At 71.4% G+C, this 15,974-nt stretch carries 14 protein-coding genes; 3 read left to right on the forward strand and 11 right to left on the reverse strand.

All coding sequences use genetic code 11. The features are described from left to right. Positions 1-24: 24 nt before the first annotated feature. The 4 genes from BLT23_RS11620 to BLT23_RS11635 form a co-directional block, all read right to left on the reverse strand. Positions 25-1,170, reverse strand: a complete 1,146-nt coding sequence (locus tag BLT23_RS11620; RefSeq protein ID WP_090048360.1) for a glycosyltransferase — start codon at positions 1,168-1,170, stop codon at positions 25-27. A gap of 35 nt (positions 1,171-1,205) precedes the next feature. Continuing rightward, positions 1,206-2,300 carry a nucleotide disphospho-sugar-binding domain-containing protein gene (locus BLT23_RS11625; protein ID WP_090048362.1) on the reverse strand — a complete coding sequence of 365 codons (1,095 nt, stop codon included), beginning with the start codon at positions 2,298-2,300 and terminating at the stop codon, positions 1,206-1,208. A 409-nt stretch (positions 2,301-2,709) separates the two neighbouring features. Beyond that, positions 2,710-3,636 (reverse strand): LCP family protein, encoded by a 927-nt coding sequence (locus BLT23_RS11630; protein ID WP_090048364.1) that lies wholly within the window; start codon positions 3,634-3,636, stop codon positions 2,710-2,712. Beyond that, positions 3,633-4,139: a sigma-70 family RNA polymerase sigma factor gene (locus BLT23_RS11635; RefSeq protein ID WP_090048367.1), complete on the reverse strand. Its 507-nt coding sequence runs from the start codon at positions 4,137-4,139 to the stop codon at positions 3,633-3,635. Before BLT23_RS11635 ends, BLT23_RS11630 begins: the two co-directional genes overlap by 4 nt. 162 nt (positions 4,140-4,301) lie before the next feature. Between BLT23_RS11635 and BLT23_RS41295 the strand changes: the two genes are divergently transcribed. Next, entirely contained in the window at positions 4,302-5,909 is a 1,608-nt protein-coding gene (locus BLT23_RS41295) for a PI-PLC domain-containing protein (RefSeq protein ID WP_218133717.1), read from the forward strand. Between the two features lie 23 nt (positions 5,910-5,932). Here the strand turns inward: BLT23_RS41295 and BLT23_RS11645 are convergent, their stop codons facing one another. The 3 genes from BLT23_RS11645 to BLT23_RS11655 all read right to left on the reverse strand — a co-directional run bounded on the left by BLT23_RS11645 (position 5,933) and on the right by BLT23_RS11655 (position 10,354). Beyond that, positions 5,933-6,361, reverse strand: coding sequence for a very short patch repair endonuclease (locus BLT23_RS11645; protein WP_176946696.1), 429 nt, complete (start codon positions 6,359-6,361; stop codon positions 5,933-5,935). Between the two features lie 17 nt (positions 6,362-6,378). Further along, entirely contained in the window at positions 6,379-7,182 is an 804-nt protein-coding gene (locus tag BLT23_RS11650; protein ID WP_090048369.1) for an SAM-dependent methyltransferase, read from the reverse strand. Between the two features lie 112 nt (positions 7,183-7,294). Beyond that, positions 7,295-10,354 (reverse strand): TIR domain-containing protein, encoded by a 3,060-nt coding sequence (locus BLT23_RS11655; RefSeq protein ID WP_090048371.1) that lies wholly within the window; start codon positions 10,352-10,354, stop codon positions 7,295-7,297. Between the two features lie 223 nt (positions 10,355-10,577). Here BLT23_RS11655 and BLT23_RS11660 point away from each other — a divergent pair, with 223 nt between their 5' ends. Next, positions 10,578-11,069: a DUF4262 domain-containing protein gene (locus tag BLT23_RS11660; protein ID WP_090048373.1), complete on the forward strand. Its 492-nt coding sequence runs from the start codon at positions 10,578-10,580 to the stop codon at positions 11,067-11,069. Here the strand turns inward: BLT23_RS11660 and BLT23_RS11665 are convergent. Further along, positions 11,027-12,019, reverse strand: coding sequence for a helix-turn-helix transcriptional regulator (locus tag BLT23_RS11665; RefSeq protein ID WP_281248832.1), 993 nt, complete (start codon positions 12,017-12,019; stop codon positions 11,027-11,029). The two genes, BLT23_RS11660 and BLT23_RS11665, sit on opposite strands and share 43 nt — an antisense overlap. A gap of 82 nt (positions 12,020-12,101) precedes the next feature. Between BLT23_RS11665 and BLT23_RS11670 the strand changes: the two genes are divergently transcribed. Further along, positions 12,102-12,575 (forward strand): VOC family protein, encoded by a 474-nt coding sequence (locus tag BLT23_RS11670; RefSeq protein WP_090048375.1) that lies wholly within the window; start codon positions 12,102-12,104, stop codon positions 12,573-12,575. 207 nt (positions 12,576-12,782) lie between these two features. Here the strand turns inward: BLT23_RS11670 and BLT23_RS11675 are convergent, their stop codons facing one another. The 3 genes from BLT23_RS11675 to BLT23_RS11685 are packed head-to-tail and all read right to left on the reverse strand — an operon-like array spanning position 12,783 to position 15,918. Then, on the reverse strand, positions 12,783-14,159 hold the full coding sequence (locus BLT23_RS11675) for an NAD(P)/FAD-dependent oxidoreductase (RefSeq protein ID WP_090048377.1): 1,377 nt from the start codon (positions 14,157-14,159) through the stop codon (positions 12,783-12,785). Beyond that, positions 14,160-15,374, reverse strand: a complete 1,215-nt coding sequence (locus tag BLT23_RS11680; protein ID WP_090048379.1) for an MAB_1171c family putative transporter — start codon at positions 15,372-15,374, stop codon at positions 14,160-14,162. It lies immediately after the preceding gene. Next, entirely contained in the window at positions 15,361-15,918 is a 558-nt protein-coding gene (locus BLT23_RS11685) for a hypothetical protein (RefSeq protein WP_090048382.1), read from the reverse strand. The genes BLT23_RS11680 and BLT23_RS11685 overlap by 14 nt, the downstream gene beginning before the upstream one ends. Positions 15,919-15,974 lie beyond the last annotated feature (56 nt).

Below are 15,974 nucleotides of genomic sequence, written 5' to 3' on the forward strand. Positions count from 1 at the left end.
CCCGCGTTTCCTCCCGGGCGGCAGTCAGCCGGCCAGCTCCACGAGCTTCGGCACGACCTCGTCCGGGTGAGGCATGGCGGCGATCTCGGCGGCGATGCGGGCGTTCGCGGCCCGCACGTCCTCGCTGACCAGCAGCGCCGCCGCGGTGTCCCGCACGGCCTCGGGGGTGAACTGCTCGGCGACGAGCGCGGCACCGAGACCGGTGCCCGTGACGATCTCGCCGTTGCGGAACTGGTCGGCGCCCTGCGGCAGCACCAGCTGCGGCACGCCGTTGGCCATCGCGCTCACCGTCGTGCCCGCGCCACCGTGGTGCGCGACGAGATCTGCGTGCGCGAGCAGATCCGCCTGGGGCACCCACGGGAGCACGTGCACGTTGGCGGGCACGTCGGTCAGCACGGACGGGTCGACCTGGGGTCCCGTCGCGACGAGCACCTCGGCGTCCACCCCGGACAGTCCGGTGATCGCGGTCCGCAGCACGTCCGGGTTCGAGAACGCCGTCCCGAACGTCAGGTACACGAGCGGACGCGACCGTTTCGTCACCCAGTCGGGCAATTCACCCGGTTCCGCGAACGGGACGGGACGCAGCGGAATTCGGTCCACGTCGGACAGGAAGCCGAGGTCCTGCAAGGACGGCGGAAAGGGGTCGAGATAAGGCGATCCGAGTCCGTAATGGTGCCCATCGGGCACGGTGATGCCGAGTTCGGCGACGTACTCCAGGAACAGGTCGCTCATGGCCTCGGGAACGAGGTCGCCGTCCATCTTGCCGAATCCGTGGCACACCGCGGGAATGCCGGCGCGCAGGGCGGCGAGGCCCGCGCCCGCGTTCATCAGCTCGAAGACGACGAGGTCGGGCTTGTCCCGCTCCAGCACGGGCTCCAGGTCGCTGACGAAAGCCCTGGGCAGCACCGACCCGAAGGCGTCGACGGCGGTCTGCCGCAGCATGTCCCTGCGGAACTGCGCGGTGCCGTGCAGTGCGTTCGCCTGGCGGAACGAGTCCCAGATGCTGACGCCCGCGTCGACGACCGTGAGACCCAGTTTTTCCACAGTGGAGTGGAATCCCGAGTCGACGGCGTAGAGGACGTCGTGTCCCTGATCGCGGGCGGCGATGGCGAGGGGGAGTATCGGATAAACGTGTCCGTGCGAGCCTAAGCTCGAGAAGAGAATGCGCACCGATCCACATTAGAGGCTCTTTTATTACGCCGGGGTCAAACTCCCGAAGAGCCACCCGCGGGCAGGAAGGACTCCCAGCGGTCCGCGACCTCGGCGGGCGAGGGCATCCCGGCGATCTCGTCCCGCACCTCACCGGCGGCCCGCTGCAGCTTCGAGTCCTCGACCAGCCGCGTGAGCAACGCGGGCGTGACCTCCTCCGGCCGTGCGGCGAGCCCGGCGCCGCGTCCGCTGAGGATCGTCGCGTGCACGGTCCGGTCGCCCGGCCCCGGCTCGACGAGCTGCGGCACCCCGGCCGCGAGCGCGCCGAGCAGCGACCCCGCGCCGCCGTGGTGCACGATCCCGTCGCACAGCGGCAGCACCCGCGGGATCGGCACCCAGCCGACGGTCCGCACGTTCTCCGGCAGGCCGTCCGCCCGCTCGGGTCTGACCAGCACGAACTCGGCGTCCACCTGACCGGCCGCCCGCGCCACGGCGGCCATCATCCGGCCGGAGCCGGGACCGGGGGCGGTGCTGCGGCTGACCAGGATGCGCGGCCTGCCCGACGGCTCGGCGAGCCAGGCGGGGAGCTCGCCGTCACCGCTGTACGGGACGAACCGCAACGGCTTCCCGCCCAGGAACTCGGCGAGGCTCTTGGGCGCGGTCCGCAGGATCGTCACCGGGGAGCGCACCCCGGCCTTCATCCGCGCGCCGACCGCGGCCGTCAGGTCCACGCCGTCGAACAGCGACACGTCGTGGATGACCGACGGCAGCCCGAGCGCGGACCCGGCGGCGGCCAGCGGCTCGTGCACGACGACGTCCGGCCGCCATTGCTCGCTGAACGCGCGCAGCGGCCCCACCATCGCGTCGCCGACCGCGCTGAACAGCCGCGACACGAAGTCCAGCCGCCCGCTGCCGAGCATCTCCCGCCGCGCCACGAACGGGTGCGCCAGCACGATCCGCAGGGCGATCCGTCCGAACCGGACGTTCGCGGGCACCACGTCCTCGACGGGCAGCCCCGACTCGCGGACCCGCAACGCCTCGCCACCGGTCGCGACCACGACGTCATGTCCCGCGTCGCGCAGGGCGAGCGCGAGCGGCATCAACGGGAACACATGGCCCAACAGCGGTGCGGCGACCACAAGAACGCGCATACGGCCAGGCTACGGGCCGCTCGCTGGGCGCCGCACACGGCGAAGGGCCGCACCCCCGCGGCGAGAGGTGCGGCCCTTCGTCCCGGATCACTTGACCACGTCGAACGCCTCGACCATCTGCCGGGCCGTGTCGAGGACGACGAGAACATCGTCGAGGACGAGTCGCTACAGCCGGGCATCTACCGGACGGTGACGCGCTGGGAGCTGACGGCCCGCGCTACGTGGAACGAGCCGGTCGCGGACGTCGCGGTGACGACATGGCCACCGCGCTACAGCGAACCGGTGGAGACGTCCTTCGAGTTCACGGCACCCGTGGAGGTGCTCCGCCAGGCGTCGCGACCATCCGGCGGGCTACACGATGGTCATCGGCGGTGCGGCCGGGGGACTTGATGCTCCAACCGGGTGAAGGTCAGTCCACGCACCCGTCCTGGGCCGGTGCCCCGCCCGCGAACTGCTGCTCGACGAACTGCTTCGCCCGCGAGGGGTCGGCCGGCAGCGCCAGGACGTTGTCCGCGATGGTGACCGGCTCGCCGACCGGGAGCGTCCCCACGACGATCTTGACCGGCCCCTGGAACCGCTGCGCGAACGCGAGCACGTCCCACCCGCTGTCGACGCGGATCGACCCGCCCGCCTCGCGGGCGAGCGCGAGGGCGTTGTCCTTGCTGATCTTGGCCGCGAGCCCGGCGAGGAACGCCTGGTGCCGCCGGACCCGGTCCAGGTCGCCGTGGGCGAGGCCGTGGCGCTGGCGGAGGAACGCGAGCGCCCTGTCGCCTTCGAGCGTCTGCTTGCCCGCGGGGAAGGACACACCGGTGATGCTGTCGACGGCCGCCTTCTTCAGGCAGACCTCGACACCGCCGACGACCTGGGCGATCTTGCCGAACTCGGCCATCCTGACCGCGGCGTGGTGGTCCACCTTCTGCCCGGTCACCTGCTCGACGGCGGAGACGAGCCGCGCGGGATCGTCCCGGTAGAGCCGGTTGATCGTCGTGTCGCCGACCGCGATGTCGCGCGGCACCGAGACGGCGTTGACCGACCCGTCCGCCTCGAACCGCGCGAGCAGGATCGCGTCGGCGAAGTCGACGTCGTCGGTGCCGACGAGCAGCACGTTCTGCGCGGTGGCCGGCTGTGCCGCCGCGACCGGCGCCGACTCCGTCTTCTTGATCGTCATCGGGATGACCACGGCGGCGGCCGCCGCGGCCACCGTCAGCGACGCGACTCCGACGACCAGACCGAACGGCTTGCGCTGCCTGGTCCTGCGCAACCCGGCCAGCACCGTCGCGGGATCGGGCCGTTCGTCGGCCTCGGCGGCGATGGCCCGGCGGATGAGGTCGTTCACGAGTGCACCCCCAGGGTGGTGGATCGAGCGATTTCGTGGGCCCGCAACGTCTTGAGCGCGCGGGTGATCTGGCTGCGCACGGTCGACTCCGTGCAGGCGAGCACCTGTGCGATCTCCGCGTCGGTGCAGTCCTCGTAGAACCTCAGCACCAACGCCGCACGCTGCTTGCGCGGCAGAACGGCGATCCGTGCGCGCATGGCATCGCGTTCGGCGTGCGCGTCGGCCGGGTCGGCCATCGACGGTACGCGCTGGGCGAGCTCGGCGCGTTCCACGGCGATCTCCCGCGCCGCCTTGCGGTGCCGCCACGACAGGTAGTCGTTGGTGACCATGCGCTTCACGTAGAGGTAGGGGGCGCTCATCTTCTCGATGCGTTCCCACCTGCTCTGCGCGCGCATGAGCACGTTCTGGACGATGTCCTGCGCCAGGTGTTTGTCGCAGGTGATGGCCGTGGCGTACCGCAACAGCCGGTCTAACCGGTCAGCGACGAACTGGTCGAACCCCACGCCGCCCCCTTCTGTCCGTGGATGGTGTGCGGTCCGGGAAACCCGCGCGCGCCGCCGTTCGCTGCAACGGGTTCTGTGGTCCGGGCCACACCGGCCTCGCTTTGGGGCGAATTTCGACGTGAAGCCTTTTCATGTTCATCCGGGTGCGTGAGTCTTCACGTCATGCGCATCATCCCTGCACTCGCGCTGGTGCCGCTGCTGCTCGTCCCCGTCGACGCGACAGCCGCACCCACCGGCGACTACTACCTGCAAAGCGCCGTGACCGGCCAGAACGCCGCGGTCTCCGGCTCGTCCGTCGTCCAGCACCGCCCGAGGGGCAACGAGGACCGCCAGCAGTTCACCTGGAACGGCACCACCCTGTCCGAAGGCGGCCAGTGCCTCGGCCGCGCGGGCGACGCCGTCCAGATGACCAGCTGCTCCAGCGACGCCGCCCGCTGGGTCGCCACCCTCGACGACCAGGACAGGTACCGCTTCAAGGACCCCGGCGCCGACCGCTGGCTGGTCGCCTCCGGCACCGACGGCATCCGCGTCGGCACCGGCGCCGACACGTGGTACCTCACCCCGGTGAACCCGGTCAGGGTGCCCCGCCCCGCGGACCCGCGCCTGGACGAGATGACGTTCCTGACCACCCACAACGCCTACGCCAACGGCGTCGACGGCGGCTTCTCGTTCGCCAACATCGCCCCGAACCAGTCGCGCGGCATCGTCCAGCAGCTCAACGACGGCGTCCGCGGCTTCATGCTCGACATCCACCAGACCCCCGACGGCGCCATCCTCTGCCACAACAGCTGCACCCTCGTCAGCCGACCGGTCGCCCTCAACGTCGACCTCCAGCGCATCGTCGACTTCCTGCGGTCACGCCCCACCGAGATCGTCACGGTCTTCCTGGAGGACTACGTCTCCGCCGACGTCCTGCGCGCCGAGCTTGCCCGCGTCCAGGGCCTGAACGACCTCCTGTTCCGCGCCGAGGGCGTCCGCGAGAACGGCTGGCCGACCCTGTCGCAGCTGAGGGCCTCCGGCAAACGCCTGCTGATCTTCACCGACCACGCCAGGGACGGCCGCGAGGACACCGGCGTGCTGTACCAGAAGGACTGGACCGTCGAGAACTACTGGTCGATGGGCTCCGGCCTCGGCGCGTCCGACTGGTCCTGCTACTCCCGCTGGGGCGACAAACCGCTCACCGCCACCGAGAACAACTTCCGCCCGCTGTTCGTCATGAACCACTTCCGCGACGTCCCGATCGAGAACACCGTCGCCACCGACAACTCCAAGGCCGCCGACCGAGCCCGCCGCTTCTGCGAACCCGCCGCCCGCAAGACCCCCAACTACCTGGCCGTCGACTTCTACCACCGCAACACCCCCACCCTCCCGTCCGAACGCCTCCCGTCCGGCGCGGGCCGAGTCGAGCTGTCCGCGAACCTCTGCCTGGACAACGACAAGGGCGCCACCGCCGACGGCAACCCGGTGCAGATCTGGACGTGCAACAACTCCTACGCCCAACGCTGGCGCGTCGTCCCCGACGGCACCATCGCCATCGCCGGCAAGTGCCTCGACGTGGACCGCAGCGGCACCACCCCCGGCACCCGCGTGCAGCTGTGGCAGTGCAACGGCACCGGCGCGCAGCAGTGGCGCGTCCGTGCGGACGGGTCGGTCCAGAACCCGCAGTCGGGACTGTGCCTGGACAACCCCGAGGCGTCGACGACTCCCGGCACGCGGCTGCAGATCTGGACGTGCAACGGCACCCCGGCCCAGACGTGGACGTTCCGCTAGCCGGAGGGAATCGATGTGGCTGGTCAGCCCGGCCGCCTGCCGCGCACGGCCTCGTGCACGCGGGTGGCCGCGGCTGACGCCGTCTCGTGTTCCCACACCCGGACCGCCAGCCACCCGGCCTCGGCCAGCTTGGCGTCCGTGTCCCGGTCACGCCGCCGGTTGGTCTCGATCTTCGTGCGCCAGAACTCCGCGTTGTTCTTCGGCCACGTCGCGTGCTCCGGGCAGCCGTGCCAGAAGCAGCCGTCGACGAAGACAGCGACCTTCGCCGCGGTGAAGACGATGTCAGCCTCTCGTCGCACGCCCTGCACGGGACGGCGGTGGACCCGGTAGCGCAGGCCGGCCGCGAACAAGGCTCGGCGCAGCTCGACCTCGATCCGCGTGTCGCGGGTCTTCTGCTTGCTCATCCGCGCCCGCACGGCGGGTGCGGTGTCGAGGGGCTCCACGCGCGCCATTCTTCACATCGGCGGAGTCAGAGCTTGCGGGCGACGCCCACGTAGACGTCCTCGGGGCCGCCTTCTCCCGCCGGGCCGAGCTCCGGGTGCCACCGCGGTGCGGTGACGATGCCCGGATCGAGCACCTCCATGCCCTCGAACATCGCCTGGAACTCGGCTAACGGGCGGAAGTACATCGGGTCGCGGCTGTGCCGCATGGCCTCGACGACGCCGCCCATCTCGGCGGGCTTGAAGTCTGCGGTGAGGTGTGAGAGCGCGATCAGGCTGCCGGGCGGCATGATGTCGCGGTAGCGGGCGACGACCTCGGCCGGGCCCTTCTCGTCCGAGACGAAGTGCAGCACGGCGACCATGAGCAGGCCGACCGGTCGCGAGAGGTCGATCAGGTCCTTCACGACCGGGTCGGACAGCACGTCGTCGGGGCGGCACATGTCGGCCTGCACGACGCCCGCCCTGTCGTTGCCCTCCAGGATGAGCTGGCTGTGCGAGACCGCGACCTCGTCGTAGTCGACGTACACCACGCGCGCGTCCGGGTTCTCCTGCTGCACGATCTCGTGCACGTTGCCGACCGTCGGGATGCCCGAACCGAGGTCGAGGAACTGCGTGATGCCCTGCTCCAGCATCAGCAGGACGGCGCGGCGCATGAACGAGCGGTTCGACGCCGCGATGGCGCGTCCGTCGCGCAGGATCTGCAGCACCTTGTCGCCGACGACGCGGTCCGACGCGAAGTTGTGGCCACCCCCGAGCAGGAAGTCGTAGACGCGTGCCGCGCTCGGCACGTCCGTGTTGATCCCGGCGGGCACCCACGCGAAAGGCTCGGCCATGCGGAGAACCTACCCGTTCACACGTACGTGTGTATCGGCCCGGAATGGGTGAAAACCGCGACCACGGCCTGCGAAATGCGCGGAGATCTGCCTCACCAGCGGGGGCACCCGGTCAGGGTAAGAGGTGGCGGAACGCGGCGACGAGCAACATCCGCTGCTGGTCGACGTCGAATCCCTCGTCCGCGCGTTGCGCCCGCGGGGACGAGCCGGTGCCGAGCGGCTCGACCCGCACGGCGATGTCGACGACGTCCGACGCAAGCTCCACAATGGACTGATCAGTCGGGATGGACGTGTTCTGCTGGAACAGCTCGTAGGAGAACCGCATCCCGGTCGCGCCGTCGAAGGTGGCCTGCTCGGTCGGCAGCCGCAGCCCGTCGAACACGGCCTGGTAGAGCTCGGCGCCGGTCACGTGCAGCGGGACCATCACGACGTGCGTGACGCCGAGGTCGTGGCTGCGCACGGAGATCGCGGTGGTCGGCCCGTCCGGCGCCGGCGGCACCGGCTGCGGGAACACGGGCAGCTCCGACTTGCGGTCCGTGCGCCACGTCGCCACCAGGCGGTCGGCCGCGTCGACGAGGTCGATGTGCTTGCGGGGGGCCAACGGCGGCAACGGTTCCTCGTCGAGCCGCACGAGGAACAGGAAGGCCCGCCGCCGCGTCACCTCCGAGGCGACCGCGGAAGTCCACTCGTCGGTGGCCCACTCGTGCCGCGCGGTGTTCGCCGACCACAGCAGGACCTGGTAGTCGGATGTGGCGAGCTCGCCGCCCACGGTGCCGCCCGGTGCTGTCCCCGTCTCGTCCAGGTAGGTCTCGACGTTGCGCTCCTCCAGGTCCGCGCGCAGCCGCTCGGCGTGCGCCCGGTCCTCCTCGGCGAACGACAGGAACACCTTGGGACGGGTCTCGAGCGGCACCGGTTCTCCGTTCTTCCTCAGTCGTCTCCGCAGCGGGCCCGCCGCGGTCTGGACTCCCGCGTCACCGTGCAGCGACCAGCACGCCCACTCCGCGGGGTGCCGGTCGCCGATCTCCCTCAACGCGTGCTGCAACGCCTGGTCACGCGGCAGCGTCGCGAGGTTCCGGTCGAACGCGTCGAGCACCCTGCGCGCCGGACCGTCCGCCGTCGCCCAGCGCGCCGCGACCACGGCCCCGGCACCGGCCGCGAGGGCCGCGCGCACGAACGCAGGCCCGCACGCGCCGAAGACGACCGTGCCACAGCTGCTGAAGTCCATGCTTCCCAATGCTTCGGCGGATACCCGTTCGTCACCGAAGCTCAACCACGACCGGTCGGGGCTCAGCCGGTGGGACGTGCCGTGCGCGTCGATGCGGACGCGGCGGAAACGGCGGTCCTCCAGCGCGAACCCGAGGTCCGACAGTTCCCGGAACCGCACGCCCGACCTCGGGCGGAACGACGGGTCGGCGCTGAACACGGCGGTCTCGTCGCCTCGTTGCGCACCGGCGCGACCGCGCAGCAGTGGCAGGGCGGACAGGCACGGCAGGGCCGACAGCGCGTGGCCCAGGCCCAGGAACCGGTCGTCTCCCGGCACCGGGAGACCGGCGAGCGGGACGTCGGCCAGCAGACCTCCCGCCGCCACGGCGATCCTGGTGACGGTGGGCGGCAACGCCTCGACGACGGCGTCCAGCCCGATCAACGCCCGCAGCTCCAGCAGCAACGCGCCCAGGACAGTCGGTTCCTGCCGGGGTTTCCACGCCTTGAGCCTGCGCACGGTCTCGGTGAGGTCGCTGATGTGGACGTCGGTCGTCAGGTGCACGACGTCCCGGCCGACGAGCACGTGGTGCAGCTGGTCCGGCGTCGCGTGCATCATCCACACGACCTGGTCGCGCGGCAGCCGCCTGGTCGTCCTGGCGAGCCAGCGCCGGGCCGCGCGCAGGTCGGTGTAGCGGGGCAGGTCGCTGGGTTCGCACAGGCCGGAGGAGTTCAACGCCGCCTCGACCGCGACCACCAGCCCTGGCAACGCTTTCTCGCCCTCGCGGTGCACGCGGCGGACCGCGGCGAGCACCCTGCCGTCGTTCTCGTCCGGGGTGGCGCGCAACATCCTGAGCTTGGCGTTGGGGCGGTTCTGCCAGTTGACCGCGGTCTGTTCGACGTGCCGCGACTCGCGCCAGTGCCGTGCCGCCTCGTCCTCCTGCCCGGCGTCCGCGCACGCGTCACCGAGTTTGCGCAGTGCCAACGCTTTCAGCTCGGAGTGCGTCGACCGGTCCGCCGCTTCGCGGAAGTGGCAGGCGGCCTCGATGAACCGGTCCTCCGCGTGGGCGATCTCCGCGGCCGTGAGGTGCCACAGGGCGGAGTTGCCCTCGCCCAGCATCCCCTTGGCCTTCAGCAGCTCGCCGTCCACCACCAAGCGCCGGACGTGGTCGAGCCGGCGTTCGACGCGCGGCGTCCTGGTGGCGTCGGGGAGCTTCGAGATCACCTCGGGTCCCGCCGCGGACACCAGCAGCGGGAAGAGCTTGCGCGCCGCACCCGCCTGGCGCGTCAGGACGAGCAGCACCGTCAGCTCGTACAGCACGGCGAACCGCAGCGAAGGCTCGACCTGGTAGCTGGTGACGGCCCTGGTCATCAGCGCCAGCGCCTCCTCGTACCGCACGTCCCGCCGCAGTGCCGCCGACCGCCGCAGGAACTCGGCCGGGGTGAGGAAGCCGGGGAACGCCAGCCGCGGCACGTGCGTCGTCCTGCGGACGTCGAGCAGCAACCGGTCCCTGCCGACGTCTTCGAGGAACTCGCTGCGGCCCGCGCGGCGGAAGTGCCGTTCGGCGGCGTCCAGCTCGCTCTCGGCGGTGGGGAAGTCGTAACGGTCGGCGGCGGCCAGTGCGGCCACCCGCGCGAGCTTCGCCTGTTCCAGCTCGGAGAGCTTGCGCCGCCGCAGTTCGCGAACTTCCCGCGTCGCGCCGTCGTGGTTCGTCGCGCTGCTGCGGATCTGGGCCCGCAGCACGCGCAACGCCGTGTCGTCGAACTGGGAGAGGTACTCGTCGCACCGCTGAGCGGCCCTGCCGATGGCACCCAGGTGCAGCAACGTGGAGCAGTGGTCGTAGGTGACGACCGGGCTGATCTCGGCGGCCCTCGCGTAGGCGAGGTCCACCCCCAGCACGTTGCCGCGCAGCGCCGCGGAACGAGCGGCCTTGACCGCGTTGGCCAGGGGCGAACCGGGTTCCATGTCCATCAGCGGTCCCGGACCGCCACGGCGGTCGTGGTGAACCCGCGTACAGCGTCGGCTATCGCGATGTGAAGCCCTCTTCGGCGCATGGACGATCCTCCGTGCGTCGCAGGGTAACGATCCAGACGGCCCACAGATCGTTTGTCAACTTTCTGTCCATGAACTGCCCAAACGATCTTGTCGGTCCTCCTCGCCACACTGGAACCACCACCGATCCGAGGAGACCGCCATGTGCCGCGACTGTGATCACCGAGCCGACCACCCCGCCGACCGGATGGCCGAGCACCTGGCCACGCTGCGCCGCTGCATCGACGCGCGCGGCTGGGCCGTGCAGGTGCTGGACAGGAACCGGGCGCACCCGCCGTGGGCCTACACCGTCGGCCTGACGCTGCTGGGCCTGCCGGAGCTCGTCACCACCGGCCTGCCGGTCCTGGCGGCGGGCCGCCTGCTCGACGACGTCGCCGAACACTTCACCCACACGTGCGTCCCGACGCCGGGCAGGCAGTTCTCGCTGCCCGGCGGGCCGGAGCTGGAGGTGGTGCGGGTGGCGCGGCCGTGGGCCCACCTGCTGGTGTCCGTGCGGCTGTTCGGCGAGGGCATCGAGGCGTTGCAGCTCGTGCACGCCGACGCGGCGGGCAGGTGGCCCTGGGACGCCGAGTACGCGGGGCTGCCGGGCGGTCAGCCGGTGCTGGGCGTGCGGGCGAGAGCGCCGGGAGGGTGAGCCACCGAACGGCCGACCCGTTCCACGAGCCCGCGCAGGTGCGTCACCAGTTCCGCGGGCCCGTGCACGGTGAACTCGCAGCCCAGTGCCGTGAGCCGGAAAGCGAGGTACTCCACCGTGTCGTCGTCGCTGTGCCACGAGCACGAGCCGTCGTCGAGAGCGGTCAGCTCACCGGCGAAGTCGCCGAGCCGCGCCCGTGCCAGCTCCACGGGTAGCCGCAGGGTGGCCTCGGCCCGGTAGGTCGGCGCCGTCGCGTACATGGTCCGCGTCAGGTAGCCGACGGCGTCCCCGCCAGGAGGTTGCCGGGGTGCGAACCGCACCCCGGTGACCATCGCCGCCGAGATCCGGTCCAGCCGGAAGGTCCGCCAGTCGTCCCGCTCCACGTCGAACGCGAGGAGGTACCAGCGCCGGTCCAGCGCTACCAACCGAACAGGCTCCACGTGCCGCCGCGAGACCACGTTCTCCTGCGCGACGTAGCCGAACCGCACCCGCGACCGCGCCTCCACCGCACCCGCGACCACGGCGAGCTGGCCGGGGTCGACGAGCGAGGCCCCCGGCGCCGCGCTGGAACTGGTGGCCGCCGTCAGCGAGGCGACCCGCCGGGCCAGCCGAGCCGGCAACACCTGCCGGAGCTTCGCCAACGCCCGCGCGGAAGCCTCGGCGATGCCCGCGACCGGCTGCCGTGCGGCGGTGCGCAACCCGACAGCGATCGCCACGGCCTCCTCGTCGTCGAGCAACAACGGCGGCATGGCCGTGCCCGCGACGAGCCGGTACCCACCGAGCACGCCCTGCGTGGCCTCGACGGGATAACCGAGCCCGCGCAACCGGTCGACGTCACGGCGCACCGTGCGCGAGGTGACCTCCAGGCGCCTCGCGAGTTCGCTGCCGGGCCACTCACGCGGCATCTGCAGCAACGACAACAGGCGCAAAAGCCGGGCGGCATCACTCACGAGCACAACGTAGGCCAGAACGAGGACCGCACCGGTCCTATTTCGGCCCTACGGTCGCCTCACCACGACCAGGAGGAGACCGATGAACGTCGTGCCCACCGGCTACCACACCGTGACGCCGTGGCTGATCACTCAAGGCCACACGCACGAGCTGATCGGCTTCATCACCGCCGTCTTCGACGCGACCGAGCTGGGCCGGGTCGGCGACCCGCCGAACATCGGCCACGCCGAGGTCCGCATCGGCGACTCGGTGGTGATGCTCTTCGACGTCCCGGCCTGGCCACCCACCCCGGCCTTCCTGCGCCTGTACGTCGAAGACGACGCGGCCACCCTGGCCAGGGCCGTGCACCACGGCGCGACAACCCTGACCGTGCCGACCGAGATGTTCTGGGGCGACCGGGTGAGCCGCTTCGCCGACCCGTTCGGCAACCTGTGGTGGCTGCACCAACGCGTCGCCGAGCCGACCGGGGACGAGCTGGCCGCCCGGATGCGGGACCCGGCGTTCGAGGAGGCGATGAGGTACGTGCAGAGCCTGGAGTTCACCCCACGCCGATGACGTGCCCGTCGGTCCGCAGGGCCTCACAGCGCTGACCGAGACGTCCCGGAAGACAGCGATCAGCCGCTTCACCGCCCGGCAACCAGCGATAGTTCGCTGCCACGCCCCGCCGTCACGCCGCCCCGCAACGCCGCCGCCCCGCAACGCAGGCAGGGCCACCGCCCGGACAAGGCCACCGCCCGGACAAGGCACCACCCCGCCCGGACCTCACTCGGAAGCGGTGACGCGCTCCCGTTCGTCGGCGGTCAGCGTGGGCTCGCCCGAGACCGCCTGCCGGGGCCCTCGCAGCGTCGCCCACATCATCCGCGGGCTCATCAGCTTCGTCATGGGCGCGGACAGCGTGAAGGCGTCCAGGAACGCCCGCGTGACAGCGGCTTCGCAAGTCGCCGTGCGCACCAGCCGGTCCACGTACCGCTGCAAGACCCGCCCGGCCAGCGGAAGCGGTTTCCCGACCGCGCCGGGGTAGAGGATGTCCTGGTTGGTGGCCATGGCCCAGGCGCCGTCGACGACCTTGCCGATGCCGCGCTGGATGCGCGCGGTGTCGTGTCCCGCGGTGAGCCCGGCGTGGAGGGTCTGCGCGCTCTGCGCCACGACCGACATGCCGTGCCCGTACACGGGGTTGTAGGTCGCGACCGAGTCGCCCAGCGCCAGCAGCCCGGCGGGCCAGGTCTTCAGGCGCTCGAAGTAGTTCCGCCTGTTCGCGGTGCCGTGCGACCCGTACACCGGGGTCATCGGCTCCGCCGACTCGATCAGGTCGCCCACGACCGGGTTGCGCACCGACCGGGCGAACGGCACGAACTCGGACTCGTCGGTCGTGGGCTCGCCGCCGCGCGTCCCGGACAGGGTGACGAGCCAGCGGCCGTCCTCGATCGGCACCAGTGTCGCGGTGCAGCCGGGGTTCGGGTCGCGCGGGTTGGCCTGCACGTTGACGAGCGGGAAGCCGGTGGCGGCAGACGGGGGAGCGCGGAAGATCCTGGTGGCGTAGGCGAGTCCGGAGTCGACCGACTCGGTGGGCACGGGCGGCAGGCCGAGCTCCTCCAGCCACGCGGGCAGGCGCGAGGCGCGGCCGGTCGCGTCCAGGACCAGGTCCGCCTCCAGCTCGGTCCGGTCGCGGGAGATGCGGTCCTCGGCGACCACCCCGGTCACCGCGGTCCGGTCGCCGAGCAGCGCCACGGGCTCGGTGCCGGTGAGCACGGAGATCTTGTCGTCGCGCAGGGCTTCGCGGCGCACGACCCAGTCGAGCAGCGTGCGGCTGCACGTGACGATGAACTGCATCTCGGGGAACCGCGGCACCCACCCCTGGGCGCTCAGCGACACCAGGTCGTTCGGCACGCCGATGCGGTGGGCCCCGGCGGCGAAGAGCGCGTCGAGCGTGCCGGGCAGGATCGACTCGATCGCCCGCGCGCCACCGGACATCAGCAGGTGGGCGTGCCGGGCCTGGGGCACGCCGGACCGCGGTTGCGGCCCGTCCGGCAGCTTGTCCCGCTCCACCACGGTGACCTCGTCGAAGTGGCGGGCGAGGACGGACGCCGCGAGCACGCCCGCGAGACCGCCGCCGAGCACAACGGCGTGAGTGGGTGCCATCTAGTCAGATCCCCTTGCTGCTCGCACGCGCGCCGCGTCGGCCACGGCGGCTTCGACGATCGGCGAGTGCTGGTAGGCCCGCGAGATGCGCACCCACCTGTCGTGCTCGGTGTTGAGGTCGGTGCCGTCGACGATCTCCGCGGCCGGGCGGCGCTGCGCGGGCTTCGACCGGCCGGACGTGCCCGCCGCGCGCAGCTGGGCGGCCTCCACGACGGCGGCGACCTCGTCCTGGGGGAGCGCGGCCTGCCGGGCCAGCGAGGTCGCGGCCTCGCCGACGGCCAGGTCGAAGTACGGGGTGAGCGCCCAGCGCCAGTCGTTGAGCTCGATGATCTGCCGCCGCACGCGGTGGTGCGGGTCCAGGAACTTCCCCGGCGCCACGAGGACGATCGCGGGGTTCACGTGCACGAGCGCGCGGTGCAACGGCCGCAGCGCGAAGTACGTGCGCCAGCGCCGCAGCCACAACGAGGGCGACGGACGGCGAGGTCCGAAAGCCGGCAACGCCATCGCGACGACCAACGGGATCATGCCCAGCGACGCCAGCAGAGGTGCGGCCGTGCTCAACACGTCGAACCGGTGCTCACCCGTCCAGTTCAGCACCAGCACGAACAGCTTGATGACGGCGAACGACACCGGGAAGAGGCCGGTGGCGCAGTACCAGAGCAGGCCGCGGGCGAGCCACGGACGTGCGGAGATCGCCCCGTCCCGCGCACCCTGCCAGCAGTGGTAGGACTGCCCGCCGCAGCCGGCGGCGGTGGCGGCGAAGTAGATGAAGAGCAGGACCCCGATCGTCGGCTGCGAGGCGTAGTAGGTGTCGAAGTCGACCTGACGTTCCTCGGTGATGTCGGAGCTGAAGAACAGCACGACCATCGTGGCGACGACCGCGGCGTAGCCGAAGACGATGAGCCGGACCCGCCGCCATGCCTCGGCGGCCGGGTAGCGCCAGTACAGCACCAGCGCGACCGACGCTCCCGCGAAGCAGACCACCATGCTGTAGACGAGCAGTGCCGCGAAGTTCGGCACGCCGGTGGTCCGGTTGACCCAGGTGATGTTCGCGGGTGCCGCGAGGAGCGGCGACATCGCGCCGAAGAACACCGTGGAGATCAGGGCGATCACCCTGGGGCTGCCCCAGCTCGACCGCAGTGAGCGGATCTTGTACGCGAGGACGAGCAGACCGACGGAACCGCACGAGAGGTAGATCAGGTTAAAGATCGTCACGACGCACCCAGCGTGATCGCCCTTCGAGCAGCTCCGCGACCCGCCGCACGTGCGCGGGTTCCGCGGTCGCGGCCGTGTCGGACCAGACCCGGTGTTCGGTCAGGCGCTCCAGGAGGTGGTCGGCGAGGTTCTCCGCCTCGCGCTCCTCGTCCTCGGTGAGCGTCGTGCGCCCGGCGATGATCTGCGCCATCCGTGGCAGCAGGTGCGGCGCGAGCTTGCGCAGGCCCTCGCTGCGCCCCAGCGCGACCGGCTGGTGCTGGAGCAGCACGTGCGCGAACTCGTGCAGCAGCACGTGCAGCCGGTGGTACCACGACTGCGAGTCCGCGCAGATCACCAGGTACGTGCCGTTCTCGAGCAACGCGGTCGCGCCGCTCAGGCACACCGCGTTGCTGATGGCGGCGAACCGCACGTCGACGGGACGTCCCAGGCGCTCGCTCATCAGCTCGCAGACCCGGCGGCTCGCGTCCCGGTGCGTGGCGTCGGGCGGCAGGTCGAGGTCTCGGGCGACCTCGTCGACCAGCTTGCGCAGTTTCCTGCGGTTCACCCGTCGCCTCCTCTCGATGTCGTCAGCAGCGGTCCAGGCAGAGATCTTCACGCCGA

It is taken from the genome of Lentzea fradiae (assembly GCF_900100955.1).
Classification (GTDB): domain Bacteria; phylum Actinomycetota; class Actinomycetes; order Mycobacteriales; family Pseudonocardiaceae; genus Lentzea; species Lentzea fradiae.